This is a genomic window from Lacrimispora sp. BS-2, from assembly GCF_040207125.1.
In the GTDB taxonomy this organism is placed as follows: domain Bacteria; phylum Bacillota; class Clostridia; order Lachnospirales; family Lachnospiraceae; genus Lacrimispora.
Genome location: NZ_CP157940.1, coordinates 100,564 through 119,602, shown reverse-complemented (window position 1 = coordinate 119,602; position 19,039 = coordinate 100,564). Strand labels below are relative to the sequence as shown.

The window sequence follows — 19,039 nt, the reverse complement described above, 5'->3', positions numbered from 1 at the left end:
AAGTGTGAAATAATTTTAAGTGCAACAATCTACCATTACCTGATCTATGTCTAATATGCTTTTACTGTTCAGGCTATCAAACTTACCATATTCTATAAGACAGGCGGACTAAAATACCGTATATCCACCTGTCTTATGATATAATTATTTCAATAACCAGTTGTTCATATTTATAAAGTATATGGATTATCCCACTAATCCCGGATACCGCAATGCTCCATCCTGATCTGGCGTGAGCGTCACCGGCTCCACAATCATTTTACCTTCACTGTCCTGACAGTAAACCTTTCCGGACTCCGCGATCAGAGTACCTTTGAGCATGACGCCATCTGCGTTGAGGTAATACCAGCCACCCTTGTATTGATACCATGTGCTTGTGACCATCATTCCGGCGTCATCAAACCAGTACTACTTGTCCTACTTCTGAATCCAATCACTTCGGACGGTCTGACCAGTACTCCCCAGATAATATCTCCAGTCGCCATCCTCCTGGAGCCAGCCGGACTTCATTGCTTGGACAATGCTCCAATCTGGCCGCCCATACCTCATGATTTTACTCTCTGACAAATTATAGGACTTTTGGCAGACACCGCCGTCGTTTTTAATCACGCCGCTGGCCCTAAAGGTTATAACCTATATGTGCTATATAATCTCTGGTAAAACAGGTAATAAATTTGACTTCCAGCATTAGCTGTAAAATCGTCCAGGTTGCATTGCTTTTCTTTTCAAAGTAGCCTGTCCAATATCCGTTTTAGCGCCTCTTGCCACTCATAGGATACTTTAATCCGCACCCACTCTATACCCACACAAAGATAAACTGCAATAACCTAAGACAATACAAAACGCCACGGAAATACTGAATTTCAGTACACCGTGGCGCTTGTTAAATTACCATAAACACTGCCTATATGAACTTATATTTCACTTCACAGCCGTAGGAGATCCGGCTGCAGATGTTTACCACCCGCTCCATGACAGCGGATATTTTTCCTTTGTCCACATCAATATTCATTTCTTTTAAGTCTTCCGAGATTCTGATATCTTTCACCCCGTCAACCTTGGCAATCTCGCCCTCGATTTTTCTGGCTTTCAACCGGTCTGACAGGGCGTAAACGTGGTAGATCCTGCTCACGCTTCACCCTCCTTTCCCATTCGGTGTTCTACTCCTATTGTAGACAATCACAGGGAAATTTAAACATCAGAGGAAAACCCTTGCAATGGTTGTGAATAAAAAGCATACCACAAATCCGGTCACAGTGGGTACCAGCCAGGAAACAGCCGTCCATTTTATGCTCTGTGTCTCTTTCCTGATGGTAAGGCAGGTGGTGGAGCAGGGCCAGTGCATCAGGGAGAACAGCATGGTGCTGACCGCAGTTATCCAGGTCCAGCCATTTGCTACAAGAAGCTCTTTTAAGACGGATAAATCGCTGATATCCCGAATGCTTCCTTCCGCCATATAGGACATGATGATAATGGGAACCACGATTTCATTGGCCGGAAACCCCAGGATAAATGCCAGAAGGATGACTCCATCTAAGCCCATGAGCCTGGCAAAAGGATCCAGAAAACCGGAACAGTGGGCCAGCAGGGTAGCATTTCCAACCGTTATATTGGCTAAAAGCCAGATGACCAGGCCTGCCGGGGCCGCTACGGAAACAGCACGGCCTAATACAAACAGGGTACGGTCAAATATGGAACGAACGATAACCTTGCCGATCTGAGGTCTCCGGTAAGGCGGCAGTTCTAAGGTAAAAGAGGAGGGAATCCCCTTTAATATGGTGGCTGACAGCAGCTTTGAAATGAGAAGGGTCATAAAAATCCCAAGGATGATTACACCTGATAGGATAGCCGCCGATAATATGGAAGAAAACGCTCCTGAAGCTCCTCCTACAAAGAACATGGTAATAATGGCGATCATGGTAGGGAAGCGTCCGTTGCAGGGCACAAAATTATTGGTGATCATGGCAATCAGCCGTTCTCTTGGAGAATCGATGATCCGGCAGCCAATGATTCCTGCTGCATTGCATCCAAACCCCATGCACATGACAGCGGAAATTTATGCCAAACCATTCCCTTCTTTTTCCGGAGCCAACACCCTGTAATAGATCCGGATCCTCTGGAGTTTATGTCCTTTTCTCCCCTCTTCCCCTTCACAGCTCTGAAAAACTTCAATTCTGTCTATAAATTTCCCCAGCAAATCGGAGGAAATTCCTTTTTCCTGGCTTATTTCCTCTAACAGGCTGGAAAACAAACCGGCAACGGCAGGCTCTCCTTTTTGGATCAAAGAACAGGGTCTTTCCAACAGGGACAGACATTCTTCAATCTCTCTTTCCTCCTTTTCACAGGAATCCAGCATTTTATAAAACCGATCCTCACCGATTCTTCCGTTTACCCGGTCTTCATAGAGTTTTTTTATTATGCTCTCAAGTTCTTTTTCCCTGTTTTTAAGTGAAACCGCCGCTCTTTCTTCACCTGTCATTTCTTTCGGGCAAAAAGGTTCCAGAAGGGCTTCTTCCAGTTCTTCCTTTTCCCCTTCTGTAAAGGTAAGCAGGCAGCGGATTTCCTGAAGCACCACTTTATATAAAAGTTCGTAATCCATAAAGTGATTCGTACATTCCCTTTTTCCGTACAGCTTATACCCCCCGCACACCAGCTTGCGGGATCCCGTTTTCCCCACGGCTCCTGTGGACGACATATTCCTGCCGCAGTCTCTGCACCTGGCAAATCCGGAGAAAATATTGGTAAAACCGGTATCCGCCGTGTTTTTCCGGGAAACGCTCCGTCTTTTTACCCGTTCAAAAGTCTCCCGGGAAACAAGGGGCTCATGCATATCCTCAACGACTACCCACTCTTTCCTGGGCTTTCGAAGGGTCACATTGCTTTTAAAGGAAACCTTCACGGTTTTACCCTGTACGATGTGGCCTAAATATACGGGATTGCTTAACAGCTTGCAGACCGCGCCTGATGTCCATTCCTTTCTTTTGGAATAATCATCAGGATTTAAATAAGGCCGCCCGGCGCAGCGGTACACGGCCGGAGTCAGTACCTTTCTCTTATTTAAAACCTCAGCGATCCGGGCTGGAGCCTCTCCCTGCTCTGCCCTCTCAAATATTTCCCGGACAATGACAGCTGCCACGGGATCAACGAGAAGATGGTTTTTATCCTCCGGGTCCTTCTGATAGCCATAGGGAGCAAAATTTCCGATAAACGCCCCCTCTTTTATTTTGGTCTGAAATGCGCTGCGGATTTTTTTCGAAGTATCTCTGGCATACATCTCATTTACAATGTTCTTAAAGGGTGCAATATCGCTCCACGGACTGTTGGAATCATACCCGTCATTGACTGCTATGTATCGGATCCCTCTGGAAGGAAAATAGATTTCGGTAAGCTGTCCAGTCATAATATAATCCCTTCCAAGACGGGACAGATCCTTGGTGATCACCAGATTTACTTTCCTTGCTTGTATATCCTTCAACAGCCGTTTCCAAGCCGGGCGGTCAAAATTAGTTCCGCTGTAGCCGTCATCCACATACTCCCCGTATATTTCAAAGCCGTTTTCCACGGCATAGGAACGAAGCATCTTCCGCTGGGTGCTGATGCTGGAGCTTTCCCCTGTGCCATCGTCGTCTTTTGATAAGCGCATGTAAAGCGCCCCACTGTAGCAGGCTGCCTGAGCCAATGGATCCATCTCTTACACCTCCTGGAAAATCTTATTCCGGCAGGTTTGTACCATATACTATGGGGGCTTTTTGACTTACAGCAATCCCATCCTCCATTTCCCCCGCGCCATTCTTCTAATCAGCCTTCTTTCCAGTAAAACGCTCCCGGTATTCCCTGGGAGAAACACCTGTTATCCGCTTAAACTGTGTGTAAAAAGCTGAAAGACTTTCAAAGCCGCTTTGTAAAGCAATCTGCAAAATATTATCCGCGGTGCTGGCTAAAAGCTTTTTTGCGCTGGCTACACGTAAACCGTTTAAATACTCTGCCGGGGTCTTTTCATATTGATTCTGAAACACCTGGAGGATTCTGTTTCTGCTTAGCCCAAGCTTTTTTAGTTCCTCCTTTAAGCGATCCTGGTCTGAATAATAAAGATCATAAACTACTTTGATTTTTTCCGCAGTCTCTTTCTGCGGGTGAAATTCCAGCAAATCCGGCCGGCAGCGCTTACAGGGGCGAAGCCCGCTTTCACGTGCCTGCTCCGCCGTATCAAAGAATTCCACATTTTCACGTTTGGGACTTTTGGATTTACAGGAAGGACGGCAGAAAATTCCTGTTGTTTTTACTCCGTAATAAAATCTGCCGTCATAAGACGCATCACATTCCAGCGCTGCCTTCCATTTTTCCTCCTCTGTCAGCATGGCGGAACACCTTCTTTCATTTTTTGTTATACAATGCCTATAAAAATGGACCTTATTTTCACAGGATACGTAAGCTTTTCATGGCTTCCGTTTCATTGCCCGGATCTGCTTTTTTGTTTCTTTATCTACTTTTAAGGATTCGGTGATTTTCTGTAATGCTTTGTTATAGGTGAAATCATCCAAACTGTTGTTTTTCAGATAAATCATGGTTTGCCCCGGAAACTGAACATAACACATGGATATTGCCCATGCCACAGCCATCTTTACATAATAGTCATCGTGCCGCACGTTATCCAGGACAGTCAGCACTTCACTGATGGCTGCTTCCTGAATATAGTAGAAAATAAGCATCACAACTGCAAAACGGAGGTCAAATGCCCGTTCTGATTTAAAATAGGGCTTGAGAAAATCCCATACCAGCTCTGAATTATTCCTGGTGAATTTGAGCCCGGCACAAAAACTGTCGCACACCGACCAGTTTTGGATTTTAGGAACAAACTCCTTAATATAGAATAACCGTTCTTCTGCCGGACATGCCGCACAGCCGATCACCATTCCCTGGAGCATGATCTCCTCAAAGGAATCCTCCCTTGCTGTCTCCAGATATCCCTGCCAATCCGACCTTGCAATCTGCTTTGCTATTTTACGCAGCATGGGAAGACGGATGCCTAATACATTGTCAGTATTAGGAAGCAGACCGGAGGCGAACACCCGGTAGTCTTCCTCTGCCAGTTCTTTTAATTGCTGTTTTATATTATCCCCCATCATTACGTGAGGATCTGTGATCCTGTTATAAGCCTCCTGCACCTTTTCAACCGGCGCCAGCTTTTTTTTATTCCATTTTTCCATACTATAATCCTACCCTATTCATTTCAACAGCCTGCATGTGACAGTTCCAATTCCAATAATTGTTCCTTGACTTCCAAGCCGGCTGCATAGCCTGTTAATTTGCCATCCGAACCCACTACCCGGTGACACGGTGTCAGGATCAGTATCGGATTTTTGCTGTTTGCCATGCCCACAGCCCTGGATGCATCCGGCCTCCCGATCTGTTCTGCGATCTGTTTATAGCTTCGCGTTTCTCCATATGGAATTCTGTGCAGGGCCTCCCATACGGTCTTCTGAAACTCTGTCCCTTTTGCAGCAAACGGCAAGTCAAATACCCTGCCCGTCCCATCCATATATTCCTTAATCTGCTTTTCTGCTTTCTCCAACAGAGGTGTTTTATGTTCTCCGGGGATTTCATGGATATCTTTTGCAAAAAATAACTCAGTAATAAAACCATCCACTTCTGATATTTTAATCGGCCCTAAGACGGTTTTAATATATGCTGTATGTTTCATAAGGTTTGCCTCCTTTTCTCTTTCTAAGTATATCTGAAATCCACCTGCGTGTCCTCCTATTTTGCACCATTTAATTTTTTCATAGAATACGATTCTTACGCCGCAGGGATATATCCTCATAACTGCCGTTCTGTTTCCGTCGCAGCTCCCCATTTGGGGTCTATAAAAAAAGGTAAACGGTCCCCCCATAGCAAGGCTGTAGAAAGAGTGTGGATATTGACTCTCTTTTTTACTGCCTTGACAAGGGGTACCGTTTACCTCTTAATTATTATCTGTTTGCTTTTTCTATTTGCCGTACTTCAAAATTACTACTTTTCTTCTTTCCTCATACGGCTGACAGCTGCGTATACAGCGAACAAAATTCCTGATACAATTGCTGCAAAACCCTGAATCGGCCCTCTGTCACCAGTTTTTGGAAGTCCTGCCAGAGGGATGCTGCCGTCATCAATAATAAGGAGATTGTCTGCCGCATTTCCGCCATTGGGTAAATCAGCAAGTGGGACAGGTTCCTGTTCAACCGTTACCATATTGTCTCCAGGACCTCCTGGCGTATATGGCCGGCTGGGATCAGGTGATGAACCGCTGCCGCTGCCTCCGCCTGTGCCGCCTGAACTTCCGCCTGTATTTCTTCTCTCTACTGTTATTACGCCTTCTGCATAAGAAATATTGTAGTTTGCTATCGTTGAAACCGGATCGGCAAATGTGATAGCATATTTTCCATCCGCACTGTTTCCGGCTGCCTCTGTCCTTAGCTGTGGTTTAAGACCCAGCCCTTCCGGGGTTTCTCCATTTACAAGTCCCTGGATAGTATAAGTTAATTCCGGATTGGAACTGCCCTGGATCTTTGATTTATCTGCCGCAGTTACTATCATATTTGTCTTATGAACGGTCAGGGTACCATCTTCTGTTACCAGTCCTGCATAGCTGTCCGTCACATCCTGGCCAGCCGCATTTTTGATGAGGACGGAGGCAATCCTGTTCTTCTGTGTTCCTGAATTTGTTATCCTGGAGTCCTCTGTCATGACAACCTTATTAATATGGTCTCCATCTCTAAGACTTCCCGCCATGCCGTACTCAGCCCTGGTCAATTCCTTGCCGTCGTATATCTTCTCTGCGTCTAATGCCGTAATTACTATGGCCGCTCCGTTCTTTTCCACGATCAGAGTTCCATCTTCATAGCTGATCCTGTAATTCTTCGTTTCTCTTTCCTGATCCTTAAAAGTAATACCGTAAGCTCCGGCAAGGCTGGTCTTTGTCACATTTGTTGACAGTGTCACCTTTACGCCGATGTCTTTAAGAGTTTCCTCATTTTTAAGACCTTTCACTTGATACTCTAAGTCCGGTACTTTCTCTCCATACCCCTTCGTCTTATCCAAAGCCGTCACTGTGATCTGGGCTTTGCTTACTGTCAGGGTTCCTTCTTCTATCCTCAGTCCTGCATAACTTTCTGTTACATCAAGGCCGGCTCCATTCCTGATGACAACATAGTCTATCTTATTCCTCTGGGTGCCTGCATCTGTTATCCTGGAATCTGCTGTCATGACGACCTTATCAATATAATCCCCATCTTCAAGATTTCCCGTTATGCTGTACTCCGCCCTGGTAAGTTCTGTTCCGTCGTATGGCTTATCAGCATCCAAAGCCTTAATTACAAGGACTTCCCCATTCTTTCCTACACTTAAGTTTCCGTTTTCATAGGTGATCTTATAATTCTCCGTTTCTTCTACCTTATTTTTAAAAGAAATCACGTAATCTCCGGCAGGGCTGGACTTTGTCGCTTTTGTATAAGGCTCTACCCTCACATGAAGCCCTTCAAAAGTTTCTCCATTTTCAAGGCCTTTCACCGTATAATTAAGAACCGGTATTTCTTCTCCATAGTTCTTTGCCTTATCTTCAGCCGTTACGGTCACCTGCGCCTTGCTCACCGTAAGGGTTCCTGCTACGGTCTTTAAACTGCTGTAGTTCTTCGTCACATCTTTACCTGACGCATTTCTGATCACTACTGACTTGATCTCGTTCTTTCTTGTTCCTGCATCTGTTATGACAGATTCCTTTGTCATCTCCACACTGGAAACATAATCACCGGACGCAAGCTGGCCGCTTACTTCATAGCCGTTTTCTGTCAGTGCAGTTCCATTATATACCTGGGTTCCGCTCTTTGCCGTAATCACAATATCCCATGCATTCCGCTTTACAACCAGAAATCCGGGTATATAGATAATAGAATAATTGGCTGTACTCGTTACAGGTTCATCAAAGGTGATTGAATAGATACCTGCCGGGCTCTTCTCATCTGCATTGGTTTTCAGCTTTGGTTCAATGCCCAGGCCGGACGGCGTCTCTCCGTTTACAAAGCCTGAAGCCTCATAAGCCAGCTTCGGATTGACATCACCGTATGCTTTGTATGCTGGCTTAGCCATTACAAATACAGGTGCCTTTATCACAATCAGCCGGCCGTCAGCCAGCCTTAAGTTTTCATAGCAGGAGGTCACATTGTCACCATTTTCATTTACAATGACTACATGATCAATGCCGTTTTCCTTTGTTCCTGCATTTGTAGTCCTGGAATCCTCTTTCATTATGACCTCTTTGATACGGTCTCCGTCTGCAAGACGTCCTGTCATACTGTACGAAGCTTTGGTCAATTCTTTTCCGTCATACACCTTCATTGCATCTGATGCCTTAATGATGATATGATCCAGATTCGGAGTTACATGCAGCTTACCATCTACATAGGTAATATTATAATTGTCTGCTTCCTTTTTATCCGCAAAGGTAATATCAAACGTTCCTGCTCCACTGGTCTTTACCGCATCAGTTTGAAGCTTTAAGTTAAGGTACAGGCTTTCAGGGGATTCATTGTTAACAAATCCGGCTGCCGTATAAGTCAGCTCCGGCATATCCTTACCATATTGCTTCCAAATATCATTGGCCGTCACTGTTACATCTGCTTTAGTTACAGTTAAGGTTCCGCCTACATATGCAATATTATAGTTGTCTGTTTGAGTAACCGGAGAATCAAAGGTAATCGCATAAGTGCCCTTCTTGCTGGCCGCATTGGCTTCTGTCTTCAAATTTACCGTTATGCCCAGAGTCTCTGGTTTATCTCCGTTTAAGAAATCTTCAGGCGTATAGGTCAGCTCCGGGTTCGGTTCTCCATATTTCTTTGTTTCGCTCTTTGCTGTTATTTTAGCAGTTGCCCTGTCTACCTTCAGGGTTCCATTAACCGTTGATATTACATACTTATCAGTGACATCCACATTGTTGGAATCCTTAATTTTGCAGCTTACTATTTTGTTTGCTTCCTCTCCCGCATCCGTAATAGAGCCGCTTACAGCCACTTCTTCTTTATCACCGGCACGAAGCTCCCCATCGATCTGATACCCGCCTGTTAGCGATTTGCCATCGTAGGTTTTAGTCTTTGATTCTGCGGTTATCTTTACGGTCAATTTCTTGAGATAATAAAGATTTAATTCTGTAGTACCGTTTCCGTTTACAACTGCTTCGGTCAGATTATCAATGATTCCTTCCTCATACATGTAACCGCTGATGGTTTTTGCATAATCCTTATCATACACTTTACTTTCCGTAGCCTTATACTTTATTTCCGGAGATTCATCTGTCAGGTCAAAATCATCACTCTTATCTCCTGCTGTATTTGATCTCTGCAGCCAATGATTCACTTTAAATCCAGTTGCTTCCGATGGCCTCCATATTGCATATAAGATCACATCATGGTCAGGCATAGTAAGGAATGCGCTGCTTCCCACTTTATACGCCGGTGATCCTGCCTCTTTATCCTCATCCCATCCCAGGAACTCATATCCCGCTTTTGAGGGCGCCGGGTCATATTGAATCTTTACATTATATCCGGCTTTATATTCATTGCTGCCAGGGACAGAGGTATTCCCACCGTTGGGATTATAAATCAATTCATATTTTTCATTATCGCGGACAATACCATCTACATTCCAATATGTTTTGTTATTGTCTTTATCCCGGTATTTAATTACATACCAGAGAATGTGCTGGGTATTCGGATCGTAGGAGACCCCTCCTTTGTTCAAAACCGCTTTTATAGCCTCATCAGTTGGTATCACCTGTAAATTTGCCGCCACATTATCCAGGTTGTTGTTAACAGCTGCCGGGGTTCTCAACTTACCTTGCAAAGTCTTTGCCGATTCCAGAGGATAGTAATAATTGTTACTATAACCGGCTGGTTCATATTGGATCTCACCATCTATTCTGATATAAAAATAAGCAACATTGGTATTATCCTCACCGTTTTTATCAATCCAAATTGCATAATATGTGGTATCTTTTGTTATTGTATTTTCAATTCCTGATACAAAGACACTTCCCCGTCCTGTTTTATCTGTAGACCAGCCTGCAAATATCCGGCCGTTTTTGCTTATTCCCAGAGTCGACGGATCCGGCAATACGAATGTTCCGTTTACAGCCACCTTCTCTGGCCCGCCATTCCCTCCATTAGAATCAAAAGTAACGTTGAAGGAATGATACCAAAAATACACATCACCTGTTATTTGATTAAAATATAAGTTCCAGATTTTTGTAGTATACAGCTTTCCCGAAGAATAATAAAAGCTATCCAGCTCCTTCCCGCCAGCCAGGGTAGCCTTCGAAAAGCTATATTGCCTCTTTACGTCTTCACCCATTTTGTTTAGTATTAAGGAAGCAAGCTGCGAAGCAGTATATTCCTGTCCGTTCCCCCCATCTTGTGTAAGGCTTCCAGCTGTTGTTCCGATTTCATTTCCCGTTTTTATATCCATTACATGCACTTTCAAAACAGCCTTCCCGGAAAATGTAATGGTATATACAGAGAAATGCTCCGCTTCAAATGACACCTGGCTCACCTGTTTTCCGCCGTCTACTGCAATTGGTTCCGCTACGGCTTCCAAACCGGTTACTTCTTCTGCGGAGATTTTTTCCACTGTCTTAGCTGCCACCTCCACGTCTGTACTCATGTGTATGATCTCAACACTATCTGCGGCTAGGCTTTTCTCTTTAATAAGCGCACCGGAAAAGGTCACGTTCACATATCCCTGATCACTCCAGCTGTTATCCAGCTCTTCGCCCTTATAATACAGTTTTATGTCGTATGCAAGCACATCATTGACCGAGCTTTCCGCCGCTGCCTCTTCTGCCGTTTTTTTCTTGACAGCCTCCGCCACTTTATCGGTTACTTCTATGATCCTCGCTTCTGTTCCTGCCGGAAGAATTCCCTGTTCGGCATGAAGGTTTACGGTAACTCCGTTAATCGCCTTTTCAAACTTAAACTCCGGATGATCTCCGGTTGCAGCCGTGGTTATGACAACCTCCTGCTCCTCTGTCACTCCGGTTATGGTATAGCGGCGTTTTCCATGTTCTGATGCATCGGTATTTTCCACTTCATCAGCCGTTGCTGTCTCTCCATTCACTGTAACCCCACTGATTTCATAGCCTATCTGCGGTGTCACGGTAAATGAAAGAGTTCCGTCCTCAGCTACCGCTTCAGGCCCTTGTGCGTGTGCCGTTCCAACGGGTTCTACGGCATAGGTCACTCCATAGCCTTCTGCCGATACATCGACGTGAAGCTGATTTAAGGTCGCAACATATGCTTTTGCATAATAAGATTCATCTAACAGCACCGCACCGTAAGCTTTTCCGCCGGACGTTCCGCCACTTTCAGCTTTATCCGCTTCCGAAACCGTGGACTCTGTATAAGAAAAATCCTTCTTCTCTTCGTCGGATTCTTCCTTAAATGCACTGTTTTCTGATGATGACAGAACGGAAATCACATGCCTTGAAATAGATGCCTGAACATCCGCAGACGCCTGGTCTTTGGAAGCTGCATTGTCATGGTCAGGCTGGCTGTCATTATTTTTCGTATCCTGGCGGCTGTTATTAACCGCCTTTCCTTCCTCTGACGCTTTTGCTGCTCCGTCATCTGCAGAAGACCCACCGGAGCTTGCCGGAGCTTCATCAGCTGCTGTTTCACCAGAATTTACCTGGGTCTCGTCATTTGCTGTTTCACCGGGATTTACCTTTGTTTCTTCAGCTGCTGTTTCACCAGAATTTACCTCTGTTTCTTCATCTGCTGTTTCACCAGAATTTACCTCTGTTTCTTCATCTGCTGTTTCGTCCTGATTTACCTCTGTTTCATCATCTGCTGTTTCGTCCTGATTTACCTCTGTTTCTTCATCTGCCGTTTCACCTTGATTTATCTCTGTCTCATTAGTTGACGTTTCGCCCTGATTTACCTCTGTTTCATTACCTGCTGTTTCATCAACGGCTGTGGTTTCCTCCTGATTCGCACCGCTTTCACCAGGTTCTTCCCCATCTGGATTTACTCCGGAGCCACCGTTTGCGCCTTCACCGGGAACAACCGCTGCATTTTGGGAAAAGGCTTTTACGCTGACCTTTTGGGTCAGGTATCCGTCAATATCAGATCTGAAAGTGATCTTGCTTTCAGACTCATTTACATACAAGAATATGACCTTTTCATTACCTGTCAACCGGTAACCGTCATGGTTGTCAGGTACACGGATGAACATGCGAAGCTCCGCTCCATCGGCGTTGGCCTCTTCATCCATGTCATAGGCGGGCAAAAATTCATATACCATGCCTCCCCCAAGTAATTTTTCATATTCCCTTTTCAGGGATAAATCCCTATCCCCAAGGCCTAAATCCTCTACATGGAATGTTTCGCCTGAATCAATAGCAGCTTGTGCAGAATCCCTCAAATCATCTCCATTTATCAAAAAAATGGCATTCTCATTTTCAAACGCCTTCTCCACATCTGCCCAGGACACCATATTAAATGATGTCATAGTCAGGCAAAATGCAAGGATGCCTGCAAGACTCTGTCTGAACTTCCTTTTTAGCCCTTTCATATAATCTCCTTTCCAGCCTAAGCTCTTCCAATATTGTTAAGTATTTTTAAGGGCATAAACATGACCCCCTTTATCCTATCCTGTAAACGCCTTTTCATTTCCTTTCTTACCCCCTTTTCATTTACATATAAGAGAGAGCAATCTCAAAATGGCAATTATCCTGAAAAGCTCCAGGACGTGACAGCCAGGCTCTCTATACATAATCAAATTCATCCTTCCACGAATACAATTTCCTACTTCAGGATTTTCAGTTTGATGTTATCTTTCGTATATCATATACAACTGCAATTACATACCGGTTACATTATAAAATATTTCCAGCGGCAATTCACTTATATTTCCAATTATTTCCATCAATTTCTAATTGAATCTTTATCCGGCAGACATTCCTGGCAGCAAACTCAACTTTCTGACAGCCACAGCCCTTAATCCATTTATCATCAACTCTTACCCACAAAAATATGCCCTGCATGTAATTTCTGTTCACCAAACGGAATATTTATCCATAGATTTCTTTAAGATTGCATGCACCATGATTCTCCCATTAAGCAACAGGCAAATTAGATATAAAAAACAGGACTTGACCGGTCCCCTCCTCCATTGGAGGGCCTGTTAAGTCCTGCTTTATACTGCCCTGAGTAACAATCATGGCTGGCTCCGGTCATGACTGAAACTCCCCGGCCTCCCGCCGTTTCTTCAATAATTCCAAAACCAGCTCTTTTGCTGTTTTTTCACCAATAAAAACCCGCTCCACCTTTACGGTCATATTTTTTTCCTCATAGGTTACCTGATCTGATGAATCCATTTCATGCACCTCCTGAGAAATCTTATTCCTGCCGGATTGTACCATATGCTGGAAAGTCCTCCGGTCAGCCACTTCCAAAATCCCGGATATTCCTTCAGGGATGGAAAAAGGGCATGGCAGCTATTGTACCATACCCTTTTCCATTCATATTATCAGCCAATAAATAATGTAATGATTAATGCAACGCCAAAACCGGTCAATCCCACAATGGTCTCCATAATAGTCCACGTTTTAAAGGTTGTCTTTTCATCCAGCCCGCATAATGATTTCACAAGCCAGAAACCTGAGTCATTAAAATGGGAGCATACGGTAGATCCACCTGCAATGGCCATGACCAGACATGCCTTGTATAAAGGTGACAAACCGGAGACTGAAGGCATGGCAGCGATAATACCGGCAGCCATTGTCATTGCAACTGTTGCAGAGCCTACGGAAACACGAACCGCACATGCAATCAGGAATGCAACTACAATGAGGGGGAAGGAGGACGCTCCGATCACATTGCCGATAATCGTTCCAAGACCGGAATCCTGGAGCATGTATCGAAGAACACCGCCCCCTGCCGTCACCAACATAATCATGCCTGTTGGCTCCAGGGATTTTGTCATTACCTTTTCCAGTTCCTCCTTGGTATAGCCGTGACGGGTGCCAAGGAGAAATACTGATGCAATGGTGGCAAGTAAAAGAGCCACAAACGGCGTTCCCAGGAAGCTGAATATTGGTCTTAAAAAGTCCACACTGCTGCCTTTCGGAATTACGCCAAGAATGGAATTTACAATAATCAAAATCAGCGGAATCAAAATAATAGTCACTACCGTACCAAAGGAAGGCATCTTATCAATGTCAAACTCCTTTGTTTCTGCGTACTGGGCAGGAACCGGCACATCGTAATGGCTTCCACAGTATTTCCCCCAGATCGGGCCTGCTGCCACCATGGAAAAGGCACCGCAGATAATTCCAAGGCCAATTACAATCCCAAGGTCAACCTCTAACATATTGGCAACCAGAACCGGACCAGGAGTTGGAGGAATAAACGCATGTCCAACCGCCAAACCAGCTAAAAGCGGTATTACATAAAACATGACCGATTTTCTGCACCGCTTGGCAAGAGAAAAAGCAAGGGGAATCAGGATAATCAGTCCTGCATCAAAGAACACAGGAATGGCAACCACCATGCCCGTGATCCCTAAAGCCCACGGGGCCCGCTTTTCGCCAAAGGTGCTCATCATGGTGACGGCCACCCGTTCCGCACCTCCTGAGATTTCCAGGATTGCGCCGAACATGGACCCAAGTCCAATAAGCAGTGCAATTCCTTTTAAAGTTTCCCCCATTCCCTTTGTCACTGTGCTGGTAATCAGTTCTGCCGGCATTCCTGCTATTAAACCGATTGCCAGAGCTGATATTAAAATTGCAATAAATGCCTGAAACTTTACCTTTGTTATCAAGAATAACAAAATTGCCAAACCGCATACTGCGGCAATTACAAGCCTTGTTGGATCAGCTGTAAAAGCATCATTCATAACTTCTCCTCCACTTTATCAATCCATGTATCCGCCCTTCATTGGAGATACTGCACGTTCACTGAATATTTTCAATACTCCTGACGGGTATTTTGATGGTCTTGGCTGCCATCTTTCCCGCCGTTCCTTAAGAATCTCTTCCATTTCGCTTTCTGTTTTCCGCTGGCCTTTTACGCCTACGATTGCCAGGAATCTATTGGGAATATCGATTTGGATCATATCCCCTTCTTCTACCAGGGCAATGGGCCCGCCTTCTGCTGCCTCAGGTGAAACATGGCCGATGGAAGGACCGGTGGAAGCCCCGGAAAAACGACCATCCGTAATCAGGGCAATGGTACGTCCAAGCTCCTTATCTGAGGAGATGGCCTCAGACGTGTAGAACATTTCCGGCATTCCGCTTCCCTTTGGGCCTTCGTACCGGATGAACACAGCATCCCCGGGCTTTACACGGTGGTTTAAAACCGCGTCGATCGCTTCTTCCTCGCTGTCAAAAGGACGTGCATTTAACACTGCCTGGAACATCTCCTTTGGACATGCGGTATGCTTGATGACCGCACCTTCCGGTGCAAGGTTTCCTTTTAAAATGGCAATTGCACCATCGGTTCCAATCGCCTCCTCAAAAGGCCGGATTATTTCTTCCTTTTTCACTCCCACCTTTGCGCAATACTCATCGCATTTGTCATAAAAGCCATTTTGTTTCAGCGCCTCAAGATTTTCACCCAGAGTCTTTCCTGTCACTGTCATTACATCCAAATGAAGCACTGACTTGATCTCTTCCATAATCCTCGGTACTCCGCCTGCATAATAGAAGTACTGAGCCGGCCATTTTCCGGCTGGCCGGATGTCAAGAAGGTAATGGGCGCCTCTGTGCAGCCTGTCAAACATTTCAGAGTCTATTTCCAGACCGAATTCATGAGCAATGGCAGGAATGTGTATCAGGGAATTGGTTGAGCCGGATATGGCAGCATGGACCATAATAGCATTCTCAAAGGATTCCATGGTAACCATATCTCTTGGCCTTATTCCTTTTGCTGCAAGCTCCATGATCTGATGGCCGGCTCTTGCAGCCATCTCTTTTAGATCCGGGCAGGTTGCCGGCATAAGAGCGGATCCTGGAAGCATAAGGCCAAGGGCCTCTCCCATGACCTGCATGGTTGATGCCGTTCCCATAAAAGAACAGGCCCCGCAGGATGGACAGGCATGCTGCTTATAATATTCCAGCTTTTCCGGCTCCAGTTCACCTCTCTGGCACATGGCGCTGTACTTTCCGATCTGTTCCAGGGTAAGAAGATCCGGGCCGGCATCCATAACACCTCCGGTCACCAGAATGGAAGGCATATTCACCCGGCCGATTGCCATAAGATGTGCAGGCACCCCTTTATCACAGCTTGAAATAAATACCCCGCCGTCAAAGGGAGTTGCGCCTGCGTGGATTTCAATCATATTACAGATCGTATCCCTGGAAACCAGGGAATAGTTGATGCCGTCATGGCCCTGAGCCATTCCATCGCAGATATCTGTCGTAAAATATCTTGCCGCTTTTCCTCCCTTCTCCTTCACCCCATCTACGGTACTGGCCACCAGTTCCAGCAGGTGAGCGCTTCCCGGATGGCTGTCACCAAAGGTACTCTCCACCATGATCTGCATTTTTGAAAGATCTTCGGCCTTCCAGCCCATGCCCATCCGGAGAGGGTCCATTTCCGGAGCCAGCTTTCGAATCTCCTGACTAACCATAACAACGCTCCTTTCACATTTATCTTATATTTGATATCCTATATTATAATAAGTCATCAGATGATTGTCAACTATTTTTTTAGCTTTTGTTATTGTTTTTTTCATTTTCATCCCATTATTTTATGCACATTGCCTTACTATCTCTTATTATTAGTTCAAAATCATCTGACCAATATATTATTATTCATAAAATTCATCTGATTTATTTACACTTGAAGGAATCATGAATTGCGTTTATAATTCAGATAAGACTACCACCAACTGAAAGGAAATCACTATGACCTCATCACATAAATCTCTTGCCGATACAACAGCCGAAGGAATCATCAAATACATTATTGATAACAAATTAAAGGAAGGCGCACAGCTTCCCAATGAAACCACGCTTTCCTCTCTTATGGGAGTGGGGCGAAGCACCTTGCGGGAAGCCATACGCGCGCTTGTTTCGCGCAACATTCTGACGGTTCAGCAGGGATCCGGCATTTACGTCTGCCATAATACAGGCGTAGCTGATGATCCCCTGGGGTTCACATTTATAGAAGATAAAGAAAAACTGGTAGCTGATCTTCTGGAATTCCGCATGATGATCGAGCCAAGGGTTGCCGCTCTGGCCGCATCAAAGGCCACCCCGGCTCAGGCCGAAGAGCTTCTCCACCTGGCAAACCGGGTGGCGGAATGCTATGACGCAGGAAAGTCCCACTCAGAAGCCGATGCTCTCTTCCATGCCAGGATCGCAGAGATCAGCGGAAATGTCATCGTCCCTCAGCTTGAGCCTCTTATCATGCATGCGATTGATATGTTTATTGACATTACCCATTCCGAGTTAAAAGAAGAAACCATAAGAACACATATGGCGATTGTAAATGCCATGAAGAATAATGATGCCATTGCCGCACAGGATGCCATGACTCTTCATCTCATTTACAACCGGGACCGCCTGCACAAGGCCCGGGGAAAAAGTACCCCCAGTAATTCTGCTCAATAAAAAAGGCATTCCAAAGATCTTTTTTCGACTTTGGAATGCCTTAAATTTTACAATTTTTATAAATAATGCCGGCAGATTATTTCCGCTGCCCCTTCATGGTCTGCTCAATGATGCTTCGCATGGTATCTTCGGAAAGCTGGCCGCTTGCATAACCAAATACATTTCCATCCTTATCAATCATAAACGTGGTCGGATAAGAGAATACTCCATATGCGTCAAACAGATCCCCATTGGTGTCCATAAGAACCGGATATGTGTATCCGTTTTCTTCCAGGAATTGTTTAATTCCAGCTTCGTCCTTTTCACTGCCATAATTAGGGGCTGCCACTCCCAGAACGATCAGCGCATTATCTCCCTCTGTATCAGCGGTTTCATATATTTTCTGGATGTCCGGCATCTCCGCCCTGCACGGGGGACACCAGGTTGCCCAGAAATTTAAAAAGATCGTTTTTCCTTTATAATCAGAAAGAGAATGTGTATTGCCGTACTGGTCTGTTAAGGTAAAATCAACTGCCGGAAGAAGCTGTTTGGTTTCATCTGTTTCCCCTGTTTTTTCCTGCTCAGATGTGGATTCTTCTTTCCCTGCTTCTGTAGTTGTTTCCGGCTCCGGTGCCTCTCTTGATTCTGTAGCCGATGGAGAAGGAATGGAGGAAAGGTATCCGGTCACCGCATTCATTTTTCCGGTGAACATTAAAATTCCCATAAATACCATGAGAGCTCCTCCGACTTTTACCCCATATTTTGTAATATTGCCGTGAGATTTAAAAAATTCAAGCACCGTGGTGGTAAAGAATCCAACTGCCAGAAACGGCAGAACAAATCCCAGTGTATACACTCCGATCAGGACAAAGCCCATAGCCTTTGTGGAGGCCGAAGCGGCCATAAGAAGTACACTGGCAAGGGCCGGACCCACACAGGGCGTCCAGGCAAAGCTGAAGGTGAATCCCATTATAAGCGCAGTTAAGGGAGACATGGCCAGGACATCAAGGGAAAATGGCAGTCTGCGTTCCTTTCCAAGCAGGTTAGAGGTCCCAAAGGCTCCCAGTTGGTATAAACCGAATAAAACTACCAGGATTCCACCTGCTCTTGCAAAAAGAAGCTGGTTTGATTTAAAAAAGCTTCCAAGAGCAGAAAACCCCAGTCCCAGCAGGAAGAATGCAAAGCTGACACCAATAACAAAGCAAACGGTGTGAACCATGACCTTGCTGCGTTTATAATAAATCCGCCCATCCTCCCCACGGACTCCCGTTCCTCCCGACAGATACCCTATGTAAAGCGGAATGAGGGGAAGCACACAGGGGGAAAAGAAGCTGATTATCCCCTGAAGAAACACGGTTAAAATAGGAATACTTACGTCAATAGAAAATCCCAAATACTGTACCTCCTTTTAAGGCTGCGCCA

General features: G+C 45.2%; 12 protein-coding genes and 1 pseudogene. 1 reads left to right on the top strand and 12 read right to left on the bottom strand.

The window, feature by feature from the left end; all coding sequences use genetic code 11:
* Positions 1-186: 186 nt before the first annotated feature.
* From ABFV83_RS00560 to ilvD, 11 genes and pseudogenes are all read right to left on the bottom strand, one after another.
* Positions 187-387 (bottom strand): hypothetical protein, encoded by a 201-nt coding sequence (locus ABFV83_RS00560; RefSeq protein WP_349946889.1) that lies wholly within the window; start codon positions 385-387, stop codon positions 187-189.
* 517 nt (positions 388-904) lie between these two features.
* On the bottom strand, positions 905-1,132 hold the full coding sequence (locus ABFV83_RS00555; protein WP_349946887.1) for a hypothetical protein: 228 nt from the start codon (positions 1,130-1,132) through the stop codon (positions 905-907).
* A gap of 66 nt (positions 1,133-1,198) precedes the next feature.
* Positions 1,199-2,044: pseudogene (locus tag ABFV83_RS00550) on the bottom strand (nucleoside recognition domain-containing protein); the annotation flags it as partial.
* 12 nt (positions 2,045-2,056) lie between these two features.
* The gene (locus tag ABFV83_RS00545; protein WP_349946885.1) at positions 2,057-3,688 is read right to left on the bottom strand and encodes a recombinase family protein; all 1,632 of its coding nucleotides are present in this window, start codon (positions 3,686-3,688) and stop codon (positions 2,057-2,059) included.
* 106 nt (positions 3,689-3,794) lie between these two features.
* Positions 3,795-4,358, bottom strand: coding sequence for an Ada metal-binding domain-containing protein (locus ABFV83_RS00540; RefSeq protein WP_349946884.1), 564 nt, complete (start codon positions 4,356-4,358; stop codon positions 3,795-3,797).
* Between the two features lie 78 nt (positions 4,359-4,436).
* Entirely contained in the window at positions 4,437-5,207 is a 771-nt protein-coding gene (locus ABFV83_RS00535) for a DNA alkylation repair protein (RefSeq protein WP_349946882.1), read from the bottom strand.
* Positions 5,208-5,230: 23 nt separating this feature from the next.
* Positions 5,231-5,701 carry a methylated-DNA--[protein]-cysteine S-methyltransferase gene (locus ABFV83_RS00530; protein ID WP_349946881.1) on the bottom strand — a complete coding sequence of 157 codons (471 nt, stop codon included), beginning with the start codon at positions 5,699-5,701 and terminating at the stop codon, positions 5,231-5,233.
* Positions 5,702-6,009: 308 nt separating this feature from the next.
* Positions 6,010-12,594 (bottom strand): doubled motif LPXTG anchor domain-containing protein, encoded by a 6,585-nt coding sequence (locus tag ABFV83_RS00525; protein WP_349946879.1) that lies wholly within the window; start codon positions 12,592-12,594, stop codon positions 6,010-6,012.
* A gap of 661 nt (positions 12,595-13,255) precedes the next feature.
* Positions 13,256-13,399 (bottom strand): hypothetical protein, encoded by a 144-nt coding sequence (locus tag ABFV83_RS00520; protein WP_349946877.1) that lies wholly within the window; start codon positions 13,397-13,399, stop codon positions 13,256-13,258.
* A 152-nt stretch (positions 13,400-13,551) separates the two neighbouring features.
* Positions 13,552-14,919, bottom strand: coding sequence for a gluconate:H+ symporter (locus ABFV83_RS00515; RefSeq protein ID WP_349946875.1), 1,368 nt, complete (start codon positions 14,917-14,919; stop codon positions 13,552-13,554).
* A gap of 18 nt (positions 14,920-14,937) precedes the next feature.
* Positions 14,938-16,653, bottom strand: a complete 1,716-nt coding sequence (ilvD, locus tag ABFV83_RS00510) for a dihydroxy-acid dehydratase (protein WP_349946873.1) — start codon at positions 16,651-16,653, stop codon at positions 14,938-14,940.
* Positions 16,654-16,930: 277 nt separating this feature from the next.
* Between ilvD and ABFV83_RS00505 the strand changes: the two genes are divergently transcribed.
* Positions 16,931-17,638 (top strand): FadR/GntR family transcriptional regulator, encoded by a 708-nt coding sequence (locus ABFV83_RS00505; protein WP_349946872.1) that lies wholly within the window; start codon positions 16,931-16,933, stop codon positions 17,636-17,638.
* A gap of 76 nt (positions 17,639-17,714) precedes the next feature.
* Here ABFV83_RS00505 and ABFV83_RS00500 read toward each other — a convergent pair whose 3' ends face one another.
* Positions 17,715-19,010, bottom strand: a complete 1,296-nt coding sequence (locus tag ABFV83_RS00500) for a cytochrome c biogenesis protein/redoxin (protein WP_349946870.1) — start codon at positions 19,008-19,010, stop codon at positions 17,715-17,717.
* Between the last annotated feature and the right edge of the window lie 29 nt (positions 19,011-19,039).